This is a genomic window from bacterium, assembly GCA_024742285.1.
Lineage (GTDB): Bacteria > Myxococcota_A > UBA9160 > UBA9160 > UBA4427 > UBA4427.
Window position 1 is genome coordinate 14,438 of the sequence record JANSYR010000025.1, and the last position, 16,287, is coordinate 30,724.

Genomic DNA, 16,287 nt, shown 5'->3' on the forward strand with positions numbered 1-16,287 from the left:
GCATTCCGTCCGAGTGTGCGACGCAACGGCGAATCCGAGGGGAGTGAGTTCTCGGTTCAGCCAATCGCTCGTAGCGTGGTCTCCGTCTCCGCCGGCTCCGGAACCAGGGGATTCGGCGCGATGCGCGCCTGCTTCCGGCGCGCGGATCGAAAGCACCCTCTAGGCGGCCTGCTGCGCGGGTCCCGGAGCCTCGGGTGGATAGATGCGCGGGGCCCCCGGATCGTAGGCCTGGGTCAGCAACCCGATGAACTCCCGATCCCGCAGTGGATCGGACGGCTCTTCCACTTCGAATCCCCGACCGCGCAGATCTTCGATCAACATGCCGATGACCCTGTCGTGGGTCAGGTCGTCCGTGTGGTCGAGGACCTTGTTCAGTTCCTCCCGGTCCTGAAAGACCTCGGCAGTCCAGTGCACCAGGAAACGCGTCTCTTCTGCAGCGACGTGTTGGATCGGCTGGCCATTCGTCGTGATTCGCCAGCCCGTCGGGTCATCGGGGTCGGCCTCGAACAGCGAGTCGAAGGCCAGGCCCGCGGGCCTCCGTCTCTCCTTCGGTCCGTTCGCCTCGCCGCGGTGGTACATCTGTTCGTTCTGGACGACCGCGCCCACGTTCCACATCGGAGCGGGGATCCGACTCGGAGGGTTGCTGATGCCGTCCGGCCAGTAGGTGAATCCGCCGCCGACGGAGCCGTGATAGTTCCAGGTGATGACCTGCGCCTTCTTCATCAGCCAGGCGTTGAACAGGCCCGACTTGCTCATCGTGTTCATCAGCCAGATGGGCGAGTTCTTCATGTCGATGCCGCGGTACTGCGTCGCGTCGAGGTGGGCCGGGTCGTAGCTCTCGCAGGGGCCGTTGATGTTGAACAGGACGTGCTCTGGCTTTGCGAAGTCCGCCTTCCAGTACGCTCGCGCATGGTCCAGGAAGGTCGAGTTCAGAAAGCAATCCTCGATCTCGTCCGGATAGAGACACACGCCGTTGGTCGCGAGGTATCCCCGGAAGTTCGCGGTCAGGAACATGTCGTAGTCGACGTCTGCTCCTTCTTCGACCTCGACGCCGCTCAGCGTCGCGACGACTTCCTCCGGCGAATCGAAGTGCTGTGCGAGAATCAGCTGCCACGGGCCGTTGTCGCGAACGACTTTGAACATGCGGTCGAGCTGATCGTCCGAGTAGACGTTCTCCAGGAGACGAGGCGGCGAAACCGGTCGAATCTCGGTTGCGATCGGTGCGGTGGTCTTGTTCATGAGGACTCCAGGTCGAGGGCGGCTAGCTCTCGCGTAGCGCCACGGCAGAAATCGCCCGCCGGACGGCGAAGGAGAAGAACCGATCTCCGTCGATCGATTCGAGGTCGGGGGAGACGGCCCTGAACCGCGCCGCGGCCGTGTCATGGAGCTGATCCATCGAGGCGCGGGCGTTCGCCAGCTGGTCCGCGACGGGAAGGGCGGCCTCCTGGAGAACGAGGCCCGTGGTCGTCTCCAGGAGCCATAGATAGGTGAACGCGAGCGAGTCGCCGGCGAGTCCGGCCCGCTCCAGGATCTCGAGCAGGACCGAGGATGCGTTCAGCCACGCCGGCGAAGTGCGGCCAGTCCGTCCGATGAGCGTGAGCACGGCGGGCACTCGCAAGAGCTGAGCGCGTAGCGCGTGCATCCAATCCTCGAGTTGCTGCTCCCAGGGCGCATCGAGATCGAGTTCCGCGTCGACGTCGGCGAGCACGGCCGCGACGACGGAGTCCAGCAGATCGTCGAGATTCTCGAAGTGTCGATAGAGCGCAGCGGGGGATGCGCCGACCTCGGCTGCGACCCGAGCGATCGTGACGGTCTCTCCGGGTTCCCGGTCGATCAAGCCCAGGACGGATTCGACGACGCTTTCGCGCGAGAGTCGCGGCGGACGTCCCCTTCGACGCGCGGGGACTGCTTCGACGTCGGTCCGTGTGTCCCGCGCCTTCTTCCTGCGCGCCGCAGCACTCATCCCGTGACCTCGACGAGCTCGCAGAGGTGGCCTTCGGGGTCACGAGCGAATGCCACGCGAATCCCGTGCGACGGCATCGCCTTGATCGGGCCGAGGAGCTTCCCGCCGGCCTTCGTGACCCGATCCGCCAGGGCAGCCAGGTCGGGCGTGGTGAACCCGAGGATGACTTCGTCGCGCGGAGTCGAGGCGGGCTCGCGTTGCTCGAAGGTCAAGAGGCTGACCGCACCGAAGGGATCACCAGGTTGCGCGACGAGCGCGACCTCCTCGATGGGCTCGCCTCCGACGCCGTCGTCGAAGCGCTCACGGGTCCCGGGGTGGAGCCCGAAGACCGAGCAGTAGTAGTCACACATCACGTCGAGGTCATCGACGACGAGCTTCGTGAACGTGTAGGTCGCGGTCGGTTCTGCAGACATCGGAGACCCTCGCTGCTCAGCGCGGCACCATCCCGCCGTCCGCGAAGACGACGTGACCGGTGATGAAGCTTCCGGCGTCGGAGGTCAGCATCAGCGCCGGGCCGATCATCTCGTCCGGGTGGGCCATTCGATCCATGAGCTGGATCCTGGTCATCTCGGCCTGCGCCTCGGGCGGGTTCTTGCGCACCATGTCCGTGTCGACCGTGCCCGGTGAGAGCGCGTTCACGCGGATGCCGCGGGGCGCGAACTCGGCGGCTGCAGAGCGCGTCGCCGCCATCAGTCCCGCCTTCCCGATGCCGTAGAGCGACACCGTCGACGAGAACAGGAACGCTGCGCCGCTGAGCACGTTCAGCACCGCCGCGTGCTCGCTCTTCTGCAGGTGCGGCAGCGCTTCCTGGGTCAGGAAGACCGGACCTCTCAAGTTCACGTCGAGTGACTTCGACCAGGCCTCCGGCGTGTACTCACCCATCGGCTGAGCCAGCGCGTTCGCGGCGTTGTTCACGACCACGTCCACGCCTCCGAAGGCATCGACGGTCTTCTCGACGAGCCCGCGAAGGTCGTCCAGGTCATCCATGCGCGCGGGGATGCCGATCGCTTCGGCGCCCATGGCCCGGAGGTGCTCTTCGGTCTCCTTGCAGGCGTCGGGCTTGCGACTGGCTGCAACGACACGGGCGCCCGCGGCCGCGTACCCCTCGGCGAGCGCTCGGCCGATGCCGCGGGTCCCGCCCGTCACGATCACGACGCGACCCGTCATGTCGAAGAGGGATTGCAGCTTTTCGCGGTCCATGGGAGCGAGTCTCCAAATTAGTGAACGTATTTCACAATATCACCGATCAGAGCCGGGCCGCAACCCTGGCCGCGTCCGTCGGGCGCGCGCGGACGCGAGATCGGTCACCCGCGGTCCGCCGGCGTTCAGGCAAGATGTCCCGGGGCAGAGCGCACGGATCTGGAGTCGGCGGCCGGAGGGCCGGTAGACTCGGCGAGGCGCGAGCCTCGACGCCGGATCCGCGGCGTCTCGCCAGCCCATCCGGCCGTCGAGCCGCAGAAAGAGGAAAAGATGAAAGCCGCCGTCACCCGTGAAGTCGGACAGATCGCGCTCGAGGAGCTCGAGATCCTGCCGCCGTCGGCGGGCGAGCTGGCGATCCGGGTCGAAGCGACGGGGGTCTGCCACACGGACCTGAGCGCGCTCGAGGGGAAGTCGCCGATCCCGCGGCCGATGGTCCTGGGGCACGAAGGCGCGGGCGTCGTGACGGCGGTGGGGCAGGGCGTCGAGGGATTCGAGATCGGCGACAAGGTCGTCTGCTCGATCATCGCGCCCTGCGGCACCTGCTGGCAGTGCCTGCGCGGCGACGCGCCGATGTGCGAGCGCATCGTCTTCTACACGGGGAAGATGCAGGACGACACGACGCGACTCCGTCGGGGCGAAGAGGAGGTGTACAGCCTCTCGTATCAAGCGTCCTTCGCGGAGTCCGCCGTCGTGCCGGCCGCCTGCGCGGTTCGCGTTCCCCGGGAAGCGCCTCTCGAGAAGATCTGTGGCCTCGCGTGTGGCGTGAGCACCGGTCTCGGCGCCGCGATCGTGCGTGCCGAAGTGGAATCAGGCAGCTCGGTCGTCGTGATCGGCGCGGGCGGTGTCGGGCTCTCGGCGCTGATGGGGGCGCGCCTGCGCGGCGCATCGCGGTTGATCGCGGTCGACGTTCTTCCGTCGAAGCTCGTGAAGGCGCAGGAACTCGGTCTCGCGACAGACGTGATCGATGCGAGCGGGGAGGACGTTCCGGCGGCCGTTCGACGGATCACCGGCGGTCGAGGGGCCGACTACTCCTTCGATGCGGTCGGCGCGCCCGGCGCCCTTCGGCAGGCCATCGAGTCGATCCGGCCCGGGGGCAAGACCGTCGCGATCGGCCTCGTCGGCGCCGAGCACTTCGAGATTCCGACGCCGCAGATCATGCGACACAAATGGGTGACGGGGACGTTCGGCGGTTCGATCCATCCCCAGCGGCACATCCCCGAGTTCGTCGACCTCTACCTGCGCGGGCAGCTCGATCTCGACGCCCTCATGGACACGACCTACGCCCTCGACGAGATCGAATCGGCCTTCTCGGATCTCCACGCCGGACGCGTGACGCGCGGAGTCATCCGCTTCTAGCAGGGCGTCGCAGCGCCACGATTCGCCGTCGCCGCTCTGGACGGGACGTCCGTCGTCCCGTGCCAGGATCCGGAGCAGCGACCGCTCGCCGCGTCCCCTACCAGGGATGCACGCGAACCGGCAGCGTCTTGTAGCCCTTCACGAAGCAGGAGCGGACACGCTGGGGCTCGCCGACGACCTCGATCGTGCGGAAGCGCTTCAGGATCTCCTCCCAGAGCACGCGCACCTGCATCTCGGCGATCCGGCTGCCCATGCAGAAGTGGGGGCCCCAGCCGAACGAGAGGTGCTTCTTCGATTCCTTGCGGTCGATCAGGAACTCGTTCGCGCGCTCGATCGCGGTCTCGTCCCGGTTCGCGGAGACGTACCACATGACGACCTTCTCGCCTTCCTTGATCTGCTTTCCACCCAGGACCGTGTCGCGGGTCGCGGTTCGCCGCATGTGCGCGAGCGGCGTCTGCCAGCGGATCACTTCGTCGACGAAGCTGGGAATCAGGGACGGGTCGTTGCGGAGCTTCTCGTACTGCTCCGGATTCTCGTTGAGCGCGAGGACGCCGCCCGAGATCGTGTTCCGCGTCGTGTCGTTGCCGCCCACGATCAGGAGCATGAGCGTCCCGATGTAGGTGATGGGGTCGACGGCCGGATCGATGTCGCTCGTGGCGTCCGCGTTCGCGAGGGCGCTCACGAAATCGAGGGTGTCGGACTCCTTGCCCTTCCGCTCGTTCCACAGCCGGGTGAAGGCCTGGAGACACTCGAGCATCGCGTTCTCGCGATCCTGCGTCGTCAGATTCTGGTCGGCGAGCTCCTCGTCGGTGATCGTGGCCATGTCCGACCAGTAGGTGAGCTTGCGCCGCGTCTCCCAGTCGAAGTCGAACATCGTGGCGAGCATCGCCGTCGTCAGCTCGATCGAGACCTTGTCGACCCAGTCGAAGGTCTCGCCGACCGGCAGCGAGTCGAGGATCGCGATCGCCCGTTCGCGCACGATCGGCTCGAGGGCCTTGATGTTGCGGGGCGAGGAGACCGGCTGGGCGACCTTGCGGTGGGCGGCGTGACGCTCGCCGTCCATCGTGATGAAGCCCGCGTTCTGGGTGACCGAGTCCTCGGGAATGTCGGCGATCACGATGTTGGGCTCGGAGGAGAAGGTCTCCGGGTCTTTCTCGACCGTCACGATGTCGTCGAATTTCGTGACGGACCAGTACGCGCCGAACTCGCTCTCGGCGCAGTAGTGGACCGGGGATTCGTTGCGCAGGCGTTCGAAGTAGCCCCAGTGGGAATCGGTGGTCCACAGCTCGTTGTCGCTCACGTCGATCTTCTCGAGCGGGATCGAGTACGGATCGGCGCCGGCCTGACCCTTGGCGGGGAACATCGTCTCGAGGTCGGTGGCTTCGCTCATGTCGTTCCTTTCGGTTCGTTTCGGCGGCGCGCGATTCGCACGCGCGGGCTATACGGGCTGGGGCTCGTGCAGGCCGAGCAGCCGACTCGCCATCGCGACCGCGTCGCGTTCGAGTCGGTGGGCCGCGTCGTCTGCGCTCGGCGCGTCGGGATGCTCTTCGATCATCGTGGGGATGGCGGCGACGGTGTAGAGGATCGCGCCCGCCAGCGAGGTGAAGAAGAGGTAGGGCTCGGCGTGGACGGGACGGATCTCGCCGGAGCGCGTCCCTTCTTCGAAGAGCGCGATGATGCGGTCGAGGATCAGTCCCGTTCGTTCCGCGAGCTCCTGGTCTTCGGAGGTCGCTTCACGAAGCGCGATCATCGCGATCGTCGGTCGCGCCGCGATCTTGCGCGCCGCCGCGCGAACCAGCGCGACGAGTCGTTCGCGGGGCGGCGCCGGCGTGTCGATCGCCGCCTCGATCGCGCCGACGAGGTCCGCGGTCAGGGTCTCGAGGACGGCGCGGTAGAGCTCCCGCTTGTCGGGGTAGTGGTAGAGGATCGCCGAGCCGACCATCCCGATGTCGTCCGCCACGTCGTCGAGCCGCGTCTTGTCGAATCCGCTCGCAGCGAAGCGCAGCTCGGCCGCCGACAGGATCTGGCGGCGGGTGCGCTCGGCCTTGGAGAGGCGGGGTTCGGGGTCGGTCGACACGGGGGCCCTCGCAGCGTTTTTGAGTTGTTACCCAAAAATGAGCAGCGAGTCAAAAAACGGGTCGCGAGGTCGCCCTGATCGGCAGGCGCGGATTCCGGGCGTGCGGACAGAGCGCGCACGTGTCCCGCGGGGCGCGACGCGAGCGAGGGGCGGACCGGTGCCTGCCCGCGCCGATCTACGGCGTCGCCAGGGCCTCGCGGAGATTGCGATGGAAGTGGATGAGCGCGCTCTCGAAGTGGCCGAAGGTGAAGTGCTCGTTCGCGCCGCTCTCCATGGTCCGCTGGATGCTCTCGGCGAGGGCGCGGTCTTCCGGGGCGCCGGTCTGGGTCACGAAGCGGGCGTCGCGCCTGGCCGTCTCGATGGCGGCCGGATCTCCGGCCGTATGCGCCAGCGAGTAGGCGAGGCTCCGCGTTCGACCGGGGGAGACGGGTTCGAGGATGACCAGGATCGTATGGTGGGAGAGGACGGTGACCAGCGCATTCGGGAAGAGGTGGTAGACCTGGGTCACGCGGCCTTCGAGACGCCGCTCGTCGGCAGGCACGTCGGCCAGCTTCTCGATCCGCCGGAAGGGGAAGGTCACGCGGCTGTTTCGCCCGACGTGCTCGATCACGTTCAGGTTGTCGTAGCCGTAGGGGTAGAACGTCTCCGGATGGCCGAAACGGATGTGGTAGCCCTCGAGGGCGCCTTCGAGTGACACCTTCCAGTTCACTTCGGCCACGTTGTCGTGCGCGTCGATCAGGTCGTCGTCGTCGGAGAGCAGCTCGGGCAACCCTTCGCCGGCCCGGTACCCGCTCGCGTTGCCGTTCTGGGTGACGAAGACGATCCCCGAATGCTCCTCGGCGACGACGGGAATCAGGCCGTGCGTGCTCTTGTCGAGGTCGGGAAAACCGTGCTCGTGCTGGACGCGCAGGAGCTCTCCGTCGAGTCCGTAGGTCCAGCCGTGGAAGGGACAGACGAAAGTGTTCGCGCAGCCCGTTCCACTCGCCACCTCCGCGCCGCGATGGCGGCAGGCGTTGCGGAAGGCGCGGACCTGCCCGTCCTTTCCACGAACGGCGAGAATCGGCACGCCGGCGGCCTGGCGGGCGACGTAGTCGCCTGGATTCCGGAGCGCGGCGGACGGGCAGAAGGGGACGGGGATCCGGCGCAGCAGCTCGACCTCCTGACGAAGGCGGGCCTCGCTCCGGTAGTTCTCGACCGGCTCGTGCCAGACCTCGTCGCCCTCGTCGGTCGTGCCGGCGCGCACGTGCGAGAGGACCCGCTCGGTCACGGCGTTGTCGTCCATGAATGCCTGCATGACGCTCGTCCCGATCCTTCCCGTCCCGATTCCCCGGGGCGCCCGATCACGCTAGATCCCGCCGCCTTCCCGTGTCAACCAGACGGGAGATCGCTCCGGACGACACTTCGATGCGACGACGGCCACGGGGCTCTGTAGACTCTCCGGTCACGATGCAGCTGCAGGCTCTCGATCACGTCCATTTCGTCGTTCCGGATCTCCAGCGGGCGAAGGAGATCTACGGGCCCTTCCTGCGCGGCGAGTTCGTGCCCGACTACGGCGGGCCCGAGATGAACGCCTGGGGCGGTTGGAACTCGAGCGGCGGCGACTTCATCCAGCCGATCGAGCTCGAGAAGTCGGTCTTCGGCGGACCGCCCATGCCGCGACACGGGCTCCTCGCCGTGTCGTACCGGGTCGCCGACATCGACGACGGGATCGAGGAGGCCCAGTCGGCCGGGCTCGTCGTGCGAAGCCGGGTGGGCAGCGAGGACATCGGGCTCGGGAAGAACGTCGTGCAGGCGCAGCTCGAGCCGGAGCCGGTCTCGAAGCTTCCCTTCGAGCTCGTCGAACATCAGCTCCCCGGCGAATACGTGCCGCTGACGGAGACCGCCGTCCACCACATCGAGCTCGGGGTGTCGGATCTCGAGGCGGCGGCGGAGGCGCTCACGCCGATCCTCGGCGACGAATTCGAGCCCGAGCGCCACGACCTCGAGCGGGGGCTGCGTTCGCGGCTCCACCGCCGTCTCGGTCTTCGTCTGACGGTCCCGCGCGACGCGAACGATGCGCTGCTGCCAGCGGTCTGGCAGCCCGGTCTGTCCACGATCGGTTTCCATTGCCGCGCCCTGCCGGATGCCGTCGAGGTCGCGCGCCGCGCCGGTCTGAAGGTTCTCCGCGAGGTCGAGACCCACGCCGGGCGCGAGGTCGATTTCGAATCCTGGGCCGGCGTGACGCTCCGATTGGTCGAGCAGCCGGGTTGATCGGGAGTGTGCGCGGACGGACCGGTCCGCGCATACTCGGTTCATGATCCGAAGTCTGCTGCGCGCCCCGATCGTCCTTCCCTTCCTCCTCCTCGTCGGCCTCGCCTGCGCCGACTCGACCCGCGACGCGATCGAAGCGCCTCCCGATCCGTCGGGTGCGCAGGTCTTCGCTGACAACTGCGCCGTGTGTCACACGCTGCCGCTCATGGCCTATCAGTTCCCCCAGATGAGGGGGCGGCCGCCGGGCTTCGTCTACGACGCCCTGACGACGGGGCCGATGCGTCGGATCGGTCGGAACCTCGACGAGGCGAGCCGTCGCGCCGCGGCGGAGTTCTTCACGGGCGTGGACTTCGGGACCCCCGAGAGCGAACGCGACTACGTCGTCTCGCCGGCGTGCGAGGGCGACCGGCTCGCCTTCGACTGGAGCGACCGGGCCCATCCGAACTGGGGCGGGAGTCTGCGCAACCATCGGAACGTCGCGTCGGGCGAAGGCTACTCCCGCGCGGAGGTCGAAGCGCTCGCCGTCCAATGGGTGGTCGCGTTTCCGGAGGCGACGCAGCTGCGATCCCACCCGACCGCGGGCGGCGGGGCGCTCTTCGTCGGCAGCCACAACGGATCCGTCTACGCCCTCGATCAGGAGACGGGCTGTACGCGCTGGCACTTCAAGGCCGGGGCGGAGGTGCGCAGCGCGATCACGCTCACGCAGAAGCCCGGTGCGACGGGGTCGGACGACATGCTCGCGGTCTTCGCGGACCGCGCCGCCAACACCTATGCCGTCGACGCCGAGACGGGATCGCTCGTCTGGAAGACCTCCGTCGACCCGCATCCCTCGGCGGCGGTCACGGGCTCCGTGAGTGCTTTCGATGGGCACGAAGAGGCGCCCATCTCGTCGAACGAGGACGTCGGTCCGCTCGACAAGACCTATCCCTGCTGCACGCACTCGGGGGCCGTCGTCGCCGTCGACGCGGGGACGGGCGAGATCCTCTGGCGGACCGCGACGGTCGAAGAGGCGCCGCGGGTCACGGGGCATACCGATGCGGGCACGGAGATCCGCGGTCCGTCGGGCGCGAGCGTCTGGAACACGCCGACAGTCTCGCGCCGCCACGGCCTGCTCTTCGTCGGTTCGGGCAACAATCACAGCCGGCCGGCGTCGCCCAGAAGCGACTCGATCCTGGCGATGGACGTCGAGACCGGGCGGGTCGTCTGGAGTCACCAGGCCCAGACCGGCGACGCCTGGAATGCCGCCTGCCTCTGGAGCGTCTCGGATCAGGTCGGCTGCCCGACGCCCGTCGGACCCGACGTCGACTTCGGTGCGACCACGATGCTCGTCGAGCGGGGCGGCCGGGAGGTGTTGGTCGCGGGAGCGAAGTCCGGCGTGCTGCACGCCTTCGACGCCGAGACCGGCTCGCTGGTGTGGCGGCGGCGCATCTCGCAGGGCGGGGCGGAAGACGGGATCCGCTACGGCATGGCGACGCGCGACGGCGTGCTCTACGTCCCCAGCACCGACGCCCGCGACGATCCGTCTCACGGCGCGACCGCGCGGCCCGGGCTCTACGCGGTCACGCTCGACGAAGCGAAGCCGATCTGGACGGTGGATCGCGAGACGCTCTGTGCGGGATCGGGGGGCTGCGACGATGCGATCGGGGCGCCTCCGCTCGCGATGGACGAGGTGCTCTTCGTCGGCGCGGTCGACGGCGTGCTCTATGCCCTCGACCGCGAGACCGGCGCCGTTCTCTGGCGGATGGAGACCGCGCGCGAGTTCGAGACGCTGCGTGGGACGACGACACGGGGCGGTGCGCTCTACGGAACGGTCGGGCCGATGTACGCCAACGGACGTCTCTTCGTGAGCTCGGGCTACGGCCAGGCCGAGCGGCCCGGCAATGCGCTGATCGCGCTCGCGCCGGAGTAGGCGCGATGGCGAACGCTCCGGGACCGGCGCGGCAGACGGAGAGATGACGTGAAGATTGGAATGACGCTGCCGGTGACGGAGCCGGGATGGTCGCGGGAGATCCTGCTCGAGTGGGCGAAGCGGATCGACGCCGGGCCCTACAGCAGTCTCGCCCTCGGCGAACGGATCTGTTTTCCGAACCCCGAGCTGATGACGACGCTCGGGGCGTGCGCGGTCCTCACGGAGCGCGTGGATCTCGTCACGACGGTGCTGATCCTCTCGGCCCACGACCCGGTCCTCACGGCGAAGCAGCTGGCCACCGTCGACATGATGTCCGGGGGCCGACTGAAGGTCGGTGTCGGGACCGGCGGGCGGGACGAGGACTACCGCGCGATCGGCGTCTCGAGCGACCAGAAGCGGATTCACGTGCTCGAGGAGCACGTCGAGATCCTGCGACGGGTCTGGCGAGGGGAGAAGGTGGTGGAGGACACGCTCCGTCCCGTCGAACCCTTCCCGGTCCAGGCCGGCGGACCCCGATTGCTGTCGGGGGCGATGGGGCCGAAGGCGATGGCGAGTGCCGCACGCTGGGCGGACGGGCTGAGCGGTATGACGATCATGGCCGACCCGCGCGACGTCGAGGCGAGCTTCGAGATGGCTCGAAAGGCGTGGCGCGATGCCGGCCGAACGGAGCCCCCCGAGCTCAACACGGCGCTCTGGTTCGCGATCGGCGACGGCGCCGACGAGCAGGCGGCCACGCACCTCGCGCGCTACTTCAACTGGGTCGATCCGGCGGCGCGCGAGGCGATGGTGGCTTCCGCGGGGTTCCGAGGCTCGGCGCAGGATTTTCGCGACCTCGTATCCGCCATCGCCGACACGGGGGCGAACGAGCTCCTGTTGATCCCGACGTCGATCGACCCGGACGAAGTCGACCGCGTGGCCGATCTGATCTGAACCGCCGCTACGGCCGACGAACGAGAAAAGAGAGAATCGAGATGCCGATCGCCCTCGACGAGTTTCCGATCCATCAGGGTCCGGAGTCGATGAAGCACTTCCTGACGAGCGATCGCAACGTGTACGATCGCTGCATCATGCACGCCCTCGACCGCACCGGGGAGGTCCAGGTCGCCGCGGGCCTCGGCGTCTATCCCGGCGTGGGGGTCATCGACTGCTACGTGGCGATTCGTGAGGGGCGAAGACTCACGTCGCTCCGGACTTCGGGGTCGCTCTCCGACGACCGGATGACGCAGCGGGTCGGACCGATGGTGATCGACGTGGAGAAGGCCCTCGAGACCGTGTCGTTCCGATGCGACGACGCGGGGAACGGCATCGAGGTCGATCTGACCTGGCAGGCGGCCGTGCCCGCGACGGACGAGCCGCGTCACATCATGCGCCAGGGCGAGACGACGATCCTCGACGCGTTCCGCTTCGTTCAGCAGGCCGACGTCACGGGCCGGGTGCGCGTGGACGACCGGACGACGACGGCCATGGACTGGGTCGGCGCGCGCGACCGCTCCTGGGGCGTGCGTCCCGTCGGTGACGCGACGAGCCCGCAACGACCCTTCGGTGATCACGCGATGTGGTGGTGCTGGATTCCGCTTCGCTTCGACGATTTCTCACTCATGTTCGTGCTCGAGGAGCAGCCGGACGGCTACCGCACGATCAACCACGCCATCCGGGTTCGTCCTGACGGCCGCGTCGATCAGCTCGGTTGGCCCGAGGTCGACATCGAATACGCGCCGGGAACCCGCTATCCGGTTCGCGCACGCCTCGCGCTGAAGGAGCGGGGCGGGAAGGCGCTCGAGCTCGACATCGAGCCCCTCGGCCCGATGCCCCTCAGCGTGGGGCTCGGGTACGGGCCGGACGACGATGGATGGAACCACGGCCGATGGATGGGCGAGAAGTGGCTCGAACGCGTCGACCACGATCTGGATGCCGAGGCGACGAAGCAGCGGGTCGCCTGGAGCATGATCGACCATGCCGCGCGTGCCACGCTGGAGGGCCAGGCCGGCTACGGGATCTTCGAACACCTCTGCATCGGTCGTCACGACCCCTCCGGCTTTCCCGACCTGATGACGATGGCCTAGCGGAGCCGGCGCCCTAGGGTTCCGTGATTCCGATCCGGATCTCCGTCGAGTCCGCGGGCAGGTCGAACGTGTGGAGGTCGCGGACGAGGATCGTGTCGTCCGAGAGGCCCCGCCGGAAGATCCGCTCGCCGATTCCCTCCGGCGGCGCCGGAACGAGATGGTAGAGCGCGAGCTGACGGACGCCGGCCTCCGTCGCCGCCTCTTCGAGGGTGAGCGAATCGGCGTGATAGTCGATCACGTCGGTCATGATCCGGGGCAGGACCGGAACGCCGACCTCGGTGGTCGCCTCGATCATGGCGTCGAGCATGTGCCGGGCGAGGGCGTCGTGAAGGACGAGATCGGCATCCTTCGCCGCAGCGAACAGACGCTCGCTCGCGTTGGTGTCGCCGCTGATCACGACGGACCGTCCGCGGTAGTCGACGCGATAGCCCACGGCGGGCTCGATCGGCGGATGCTCCACGGGAAAGCTCGTGACGGTCAGCAGATCGTCCTGGAAGACGACGTCGCCCGGGGTGAAGGTCTTCGCGGTCATCGGCCCCGCCGAAGCGGGAAGCAGTTCCGAGCCGTGGTGCTCGACGCGGTAGGAACGATCGAGGCGATAGGCGGCGTTGAACCCGTCGACGATCTCGTCGACCCCCTCGGCGCCGAAGATCGGAAGGCTCTCGCGGCGGCCCTGCACCCAACTGACCAGGTTGACGTCCGGGATCGCGGAGATGTGGTCGGAATGGAAGTGGGTGAGGAAGATGCCGTCGAGTCGGAACATGGGGAGTCGGGCCTGGGCCATGCGCAGCGGGGACCGCGCCCCGGTGTCGAAGAGCAGGAAGTGCTCCGCGGTCAGGACGGCGATGCAGGCCTGGGCGCGTTCGGGGAGATTGCCCAGCGGAGAAGCGCTTCCGCAGACGACGACGCGCAGGCCGTCGATCGGCTCCGGCTTCGCCGAAAAGTTCGCGCGGATCGCACGTCCGAAGAGCGTGTCCTCGATCGACGAGCAGCCGACGAGACCGAGGGTGGAGAGCAGGAGGGCGATCAGGGTCGCTCCGAGGGTGGATCTTCGCATGGTCGTTCTTCCTGTGTGATGGGACTTCAGACGTCGAGAAGCCGGTGGACCGTCGCCGTCAGGGTTCGCGTCGCCGCGGCGACCGAGAGTCTCTCGTGGCGGCGGAGCTCCTCCCAGGCGGCGAAGGAGAGCAGGGTGCGGAGCGCCGCGATCCGATCGCGCCGATCCGGCTCGGAAAGCGTCGCGAGCTCTTCTTCGAAGGCCCGCCGGAGGTTGCGACGGATCTCCGAGCGCAGCCACGCGTAGCGTTCCTGGATCGTGTCCGAGAAGGGCTCGCGGAGCATCGCCGCCCGTCGGACGGGGGCCGTCAGCTCGAAGCCTCGTGTCACCCGCGCGACGAGCGACTCGACGCGCTTCTCGCGGGACCCTTCGAGGGTGAGCGGAGGCAGTTGCCCCATCACGCGTTCGTACTGGAGCTCGGCCGCCTGCTCGATCAGGGCTTCCATGTTGTCGAAATGCCGGAAGACGGCCCGCGTCGAGACGCCGGCACGTTCGGCGACCTCGCTCGCGCCGGGCCGGAGGAGCCCGTCCTCGAAACAGTCGAGCATCGCCTCGGCGACTGCGACGCGCGTCCGCTGCGATCGCGCATGTCTTCCATCGGCTGTCGGCAACTCGGAAACCTGTATCGGCAACTCGGAAACCTGTATTGTCACGCCAGGTGACAATACCAGCTCGAGTCGAAGCCGCAACGCGGTTCGGCCCGTTTCGAGTACGGCGTGGGAGGTGCGGCGATGAGCGGGATCGTTCGATGGGGCGTGGGGATCGGCCTCGCTCTGCTGGTCGTCGGATCGCTCGCGTACGTGAACCGGATGGAGATCGTCCTCGGTCTCATTCGGTTCACGACGGACCGGGGCGACGCGGTCGAGCCGACCCGGGACGTCGTGTGGTCGACGGGGCAGGATCCGGAGGGAAGGGCCTCGGCGGAGCGGCCTCCGAACGTCGTCCTGATCCTGGCCGACGATCTCGGATGGAACGATCTCACCTTCGGCGGCGGGGGCGTCGCGGGGGGGACGGTGCCGACACCGAACATCGACTCGATCGCCGCGGAAGGCGCGAACTTCACGAACGGCTACGCGGCCAACGGGACCTGCGCGCCCTCGCGCGCGGCGCTCATGAGCGGGCGCTACGGAACGCGCTTCGGCTTCGAATTCACGCCGACGCCGCCGGGCATGATGCAGATCGTTCCGCGGCTCGTCGGACCGGGTGCGCGCCTCCGGCCCACGATCCTCTACGACGATGCGGCGTCCGTTCCGTACGAGGAGATGGGGATGCCCGCGTCGGAGATCTCCCTCGCCGAGCTGCTGGCGGAGCAGGGGTACCACACGGCCCACATCGGGAAATGGCACCTCGGCCGGGCGAACGGGATGGCTCCCCACGATCAGGGCTTCGCCGAGAGTCTGCTCATGGCGAGCGGTCTCTACCTGCCCGAAGACGATCCCGGCGTCGTCAACTCGAAGCAGGACTTCGATCCGATCGACCGCTTCCTGTGGGCGCGGATGAGCTACGCCGCGTCGTTCAACGGAAGCCCCTACTTCGAGCCCGAGGGCTACCTGACCGACTACTACACGGAGCAGGCGGTCGAGGTCATCGAGGCCAACAAGGATCGCCCGTTCTTCCTCTATCTGGCCCACTGGGCGCCGCATACGCCGCTACAGGCTTCGAAGGCGGACTACGAAGCCCTGGCGCACATCGAGAATCATCGGTTGCGGGTCTACGCCGCGATGATCCGTGCGCTCGACCGGGGGGTCGGCCAGGTGCTCGACGCCCTCGAGCGGAACGGTCTCGAGGAGAACACCCTCGTCCTCTTCACCTCGGACAATGGCGGCGCCAACTACATCGGCCTGCCGGAAGTGAACCGCCCCTTCCGCGGCTGGAAGATCACGCTCTTCGAAGGAGGGATCCACGTGCCCTTCTTCGCGAAGTGGCCCGCGCGGATCGAAGCGGGAAGCGAGCTGGCGGATCCCGTTCACCACTTCGACATGTACTCGACCGCGGCGGCGGCGGCAGGGGCGCCCCTCCCGACGGATCGCAAGGTCGATGGCGTCGACCTCCTGCCCTTCGTGACGGGCGAGGCGGACGGCGTTCCCCATCGCTCGCTCTTCTGGCGGAGCGGCTCGTCCCAGAGCGCACTGGTCGACGGCTGGAAGCTCAACGTGAGTGATCCCCCGGGTCGGACCTGGCTCTTCGACATGAGCGTGGACCCGACCGAGCAGCGAGACCTGTCCCTTGCGCGCCCCGACAAGCTCGCCGAGCTCCAGGCGGCGCTCGCGGCGCACAACGCCGAGCAGGCGCCGCCGACCTGGTCGGCACAGATCTCGACCGCGGTCACGCTCGACAAGGACCTCACGGTCCCCGAGGCATCCGACGACGAGTACATCTACTGGTCGAACTAGCGAGGGACGTCGCCCGGGA

15 protein-coding genes are annotated in these 16,287 nt (G+C 68.0%); 6 read left to right on the forward strand and 9 right to left on the reverse strand.

The window, feature by feature from the left end:
• Positions 1 to 159: 159 nt before the first annotated feature.
• From NXI30_27765 to NXI30_27780, 4 genes are all read right to left on the reverse strand, one after another.
• Positions 160 to 1,239 carry a hypothetical protein gene (locus NXI30_27765; protein MCR9098034.1) on the reverse strand — a complete coding sequence of 360 codons (1,080 nt, stop codon included), beginning with the start codon at positions 1,237 to 1,239 and terminating at the stop codon, positions 160 to 162.
• A 22-nt stretch (positions 1,240 to 1,261) separates the two neighbouring features.
• Entirely contained in the window at positions 1,262 to 1,837 is a 576-nt protein-coding gene (locus NXI30_27770; GenBank protein ID MCR9098035.1) for a TetR/AcrR family transcriptional regulator C-terminal domain-containing protein, read from the reverse strand.
• A 122-nt stretch (positions 1,838 to 1,959) separates the two neighbouring features.
• Positions 1,960 to 2,376 carry a VOC family protein gene (locus tag NXI30_27775; GenBank protein MCR9098036.1) on the reverse strand — a complete coding sequence of 139 codons (417 nt, stop codon included), beginning with the start codon at positions 2,374 to 2,376 and terminating at the stop codon, positions 1,960 to 1,962.
• A gap of 16 nt (positions 2,377 to 2,392) precedes the next feature.
• Positions 2,393 to 3,163, reverse strand: a complete 771-nt coding sequence (locus NXI30_27780; GenBank protein ID MCR9098037.1) for an SDR family oxidoreductase — start codon at positions 3,161 to 3,163, stop codon at positions 2,393 to 2,395.
• A gap of 270 nt (positions 3,164 to 3,433) precedes the next feature.
• Here NXI30_27780 and NXI30_27785 point away from each other — a divergent pair, with 270 nt between their 5' ends.
• Entirely contained in the window at positions 3,434 to 4,519 is a 1,086-nt protein-coding gene (locus tag NXI30_27785; protein ID MCR9098038.1) for an alcohol dehydrogenase catalytic domain-containing protein, read from the forward strand.
• Positions 4,520 to 4,616: 97 nt separating this feature from the next.
• Here the strand turns inward: NXI30_27785 and NXI30_27790 are convergent, their stop codons facing one another.
• From NXI30_27790 to NXI30_27800, 3 genes are all read right to left on the reverse strand, one after another.
• Complete coding sequence (locus tag NXI30_27790) at positions 4,617 to 5,909, reverse strand: cytochrome P450 (protein ID MCR9098039.1); 1,293 nt, start codon at positions 5,907 to 5,909, stop codon at positions 4,617 to 4,619.
• 48 nt (positions 5,910 to 5,957) lie between these two features.
• On the reverse strand, positions 5,958 to 6,596 hold the full coding sequence (locus NXI30_27795) for a TetR/AcrR family transcriptional regulator (GenBank protein MCR9098040.1): 639 nt from the start codon (positions 6,594 to 6,596) through the stop codon (positions 5,958 to 5,960).
• A gap of 175 nt (positions 6,597 to 6,771) precedes the next feature.
• The gene (locus NXI30_27800; GenBank protein MCR9098041.1) at positions 6,772 to 7,890 is read right to left on the reverse strand and encodes a Rieske 2Fe-2S domain-containing protein; all 1,119 of its coding nucleotides are present in this window, start codon (positions 7,888 to 7,890) and stop codon (positions 6,772 to 6,774) included.
• Positions 7,891 to 8,042: 152 nt separating this feature from the next.
• On the opposite strand from NXI30_27800, the gene NXI30_27805 reads away from it, so the two are divergent.
• From NXI30_27805 to NXI30_27820, 4 genes are read left to right on the forward strand one after another with little or no spacing between them, the layout of a single operon-like run.
• Complete coding sequence (locus NXI30_27805; GenBank protein ID MCR9098042.1) at positions 8,043 to 8,846, forward strand: VOC family protein; 804 nt, start codon at positions 8,043 to 8,045, stop codon at positions 8,844 to 8,846.
• A gap of 43 nt (positions 8,847 to 8,889) precedes the next feature.
• Entirely contained in the window at positions 8,890 to 10,755 is a 1,866-nt protein-coding gene (locus NXI30_27810) for a PQQ-binding-like beta-propeller repeat protein (protein ID MCR9098043.1), read from the forward strand.
• A 48-nt stretch (positions 10,756 to 10,803) separates the two neighbouring features.
• Positions 10,804 to 11,685 carry an LLM class flavin-dependent oxidoreductase gene (locus NXI30_27815; protein ID MCR9098044.1) on the forward strand — a complete coding sequence of 294 codons (882 nt, stop codon included), beginning with the start codon at positions 10,804 to 10,806 and terminating at the stop codon, positions 11,683 to 11,685.
• A 41-nt stretch (positions 11,686 to 11,726) separates the two neighbouring features.
• Positions 11,727 to 12,818 carry a hypothetical protein gene (locus NXI30_27820; GenBank protein ID MCR9098045.1) on the forward strand — a complete coding sequence of 364 codons (1,092 nt, stop codon included), beginning with the start codon at positions 11,727 to 11,729 and terminating at the stop codon, positions 12,816 to 12,818.
• Positions 12,819 to 12,831: 13 nt separating this feature from the next.
• On the opposite strand, the gene NXI30_27825 is transcribed toward NXI30_27820, so the two are convergent.
• Both NXI30_27825 and NXI30_27830 read right to left on the reverse strand, forming a co-directional pair.
• Complete coding sequence (locus tag NXI30_27825; protein MCR9098046.1) at positions 12,832 to 13,875, reverse strand: MBL fold metallo-hydrolase; 1,044 nt, start codon at positions 13,873 to 13,875, stop codon at positions 12,832 to 12,834.
• Between the two features lie 26 nt (positions 13,876 to 13,901).
• Positions 13,902 to 14,486 (reverse strand): TetR/AcrR family transcriptional regulator, encoded by a 585-nt coding sequence (locus NXI30_27830; GenBank protein MCR9098047.1) that lies wholly within the window; start codon positions 14,484 to 14,486, stop codon positions 13,902 to 13,904.
• Positions 14,487 to 14,606: 120 nt separating this feature from the next.
• On the opposite strand from NXI30_27830, the gene NXI30_27835 reads away from it, so the two are divergent.
• Positions 14,607 to 16,268, forward strand: a complete 1,662-nt coding sequence (locus tag NXI30_27835) for a sulfatase-like hydrolase/transferase (protein MCR9098048.1) — start codon at positions 14,607 to 14,609, stop codon at positions 16,266 to 16,268.
• Positions 16,269 to 16,287: the final 19 nt, after the last annotated feature.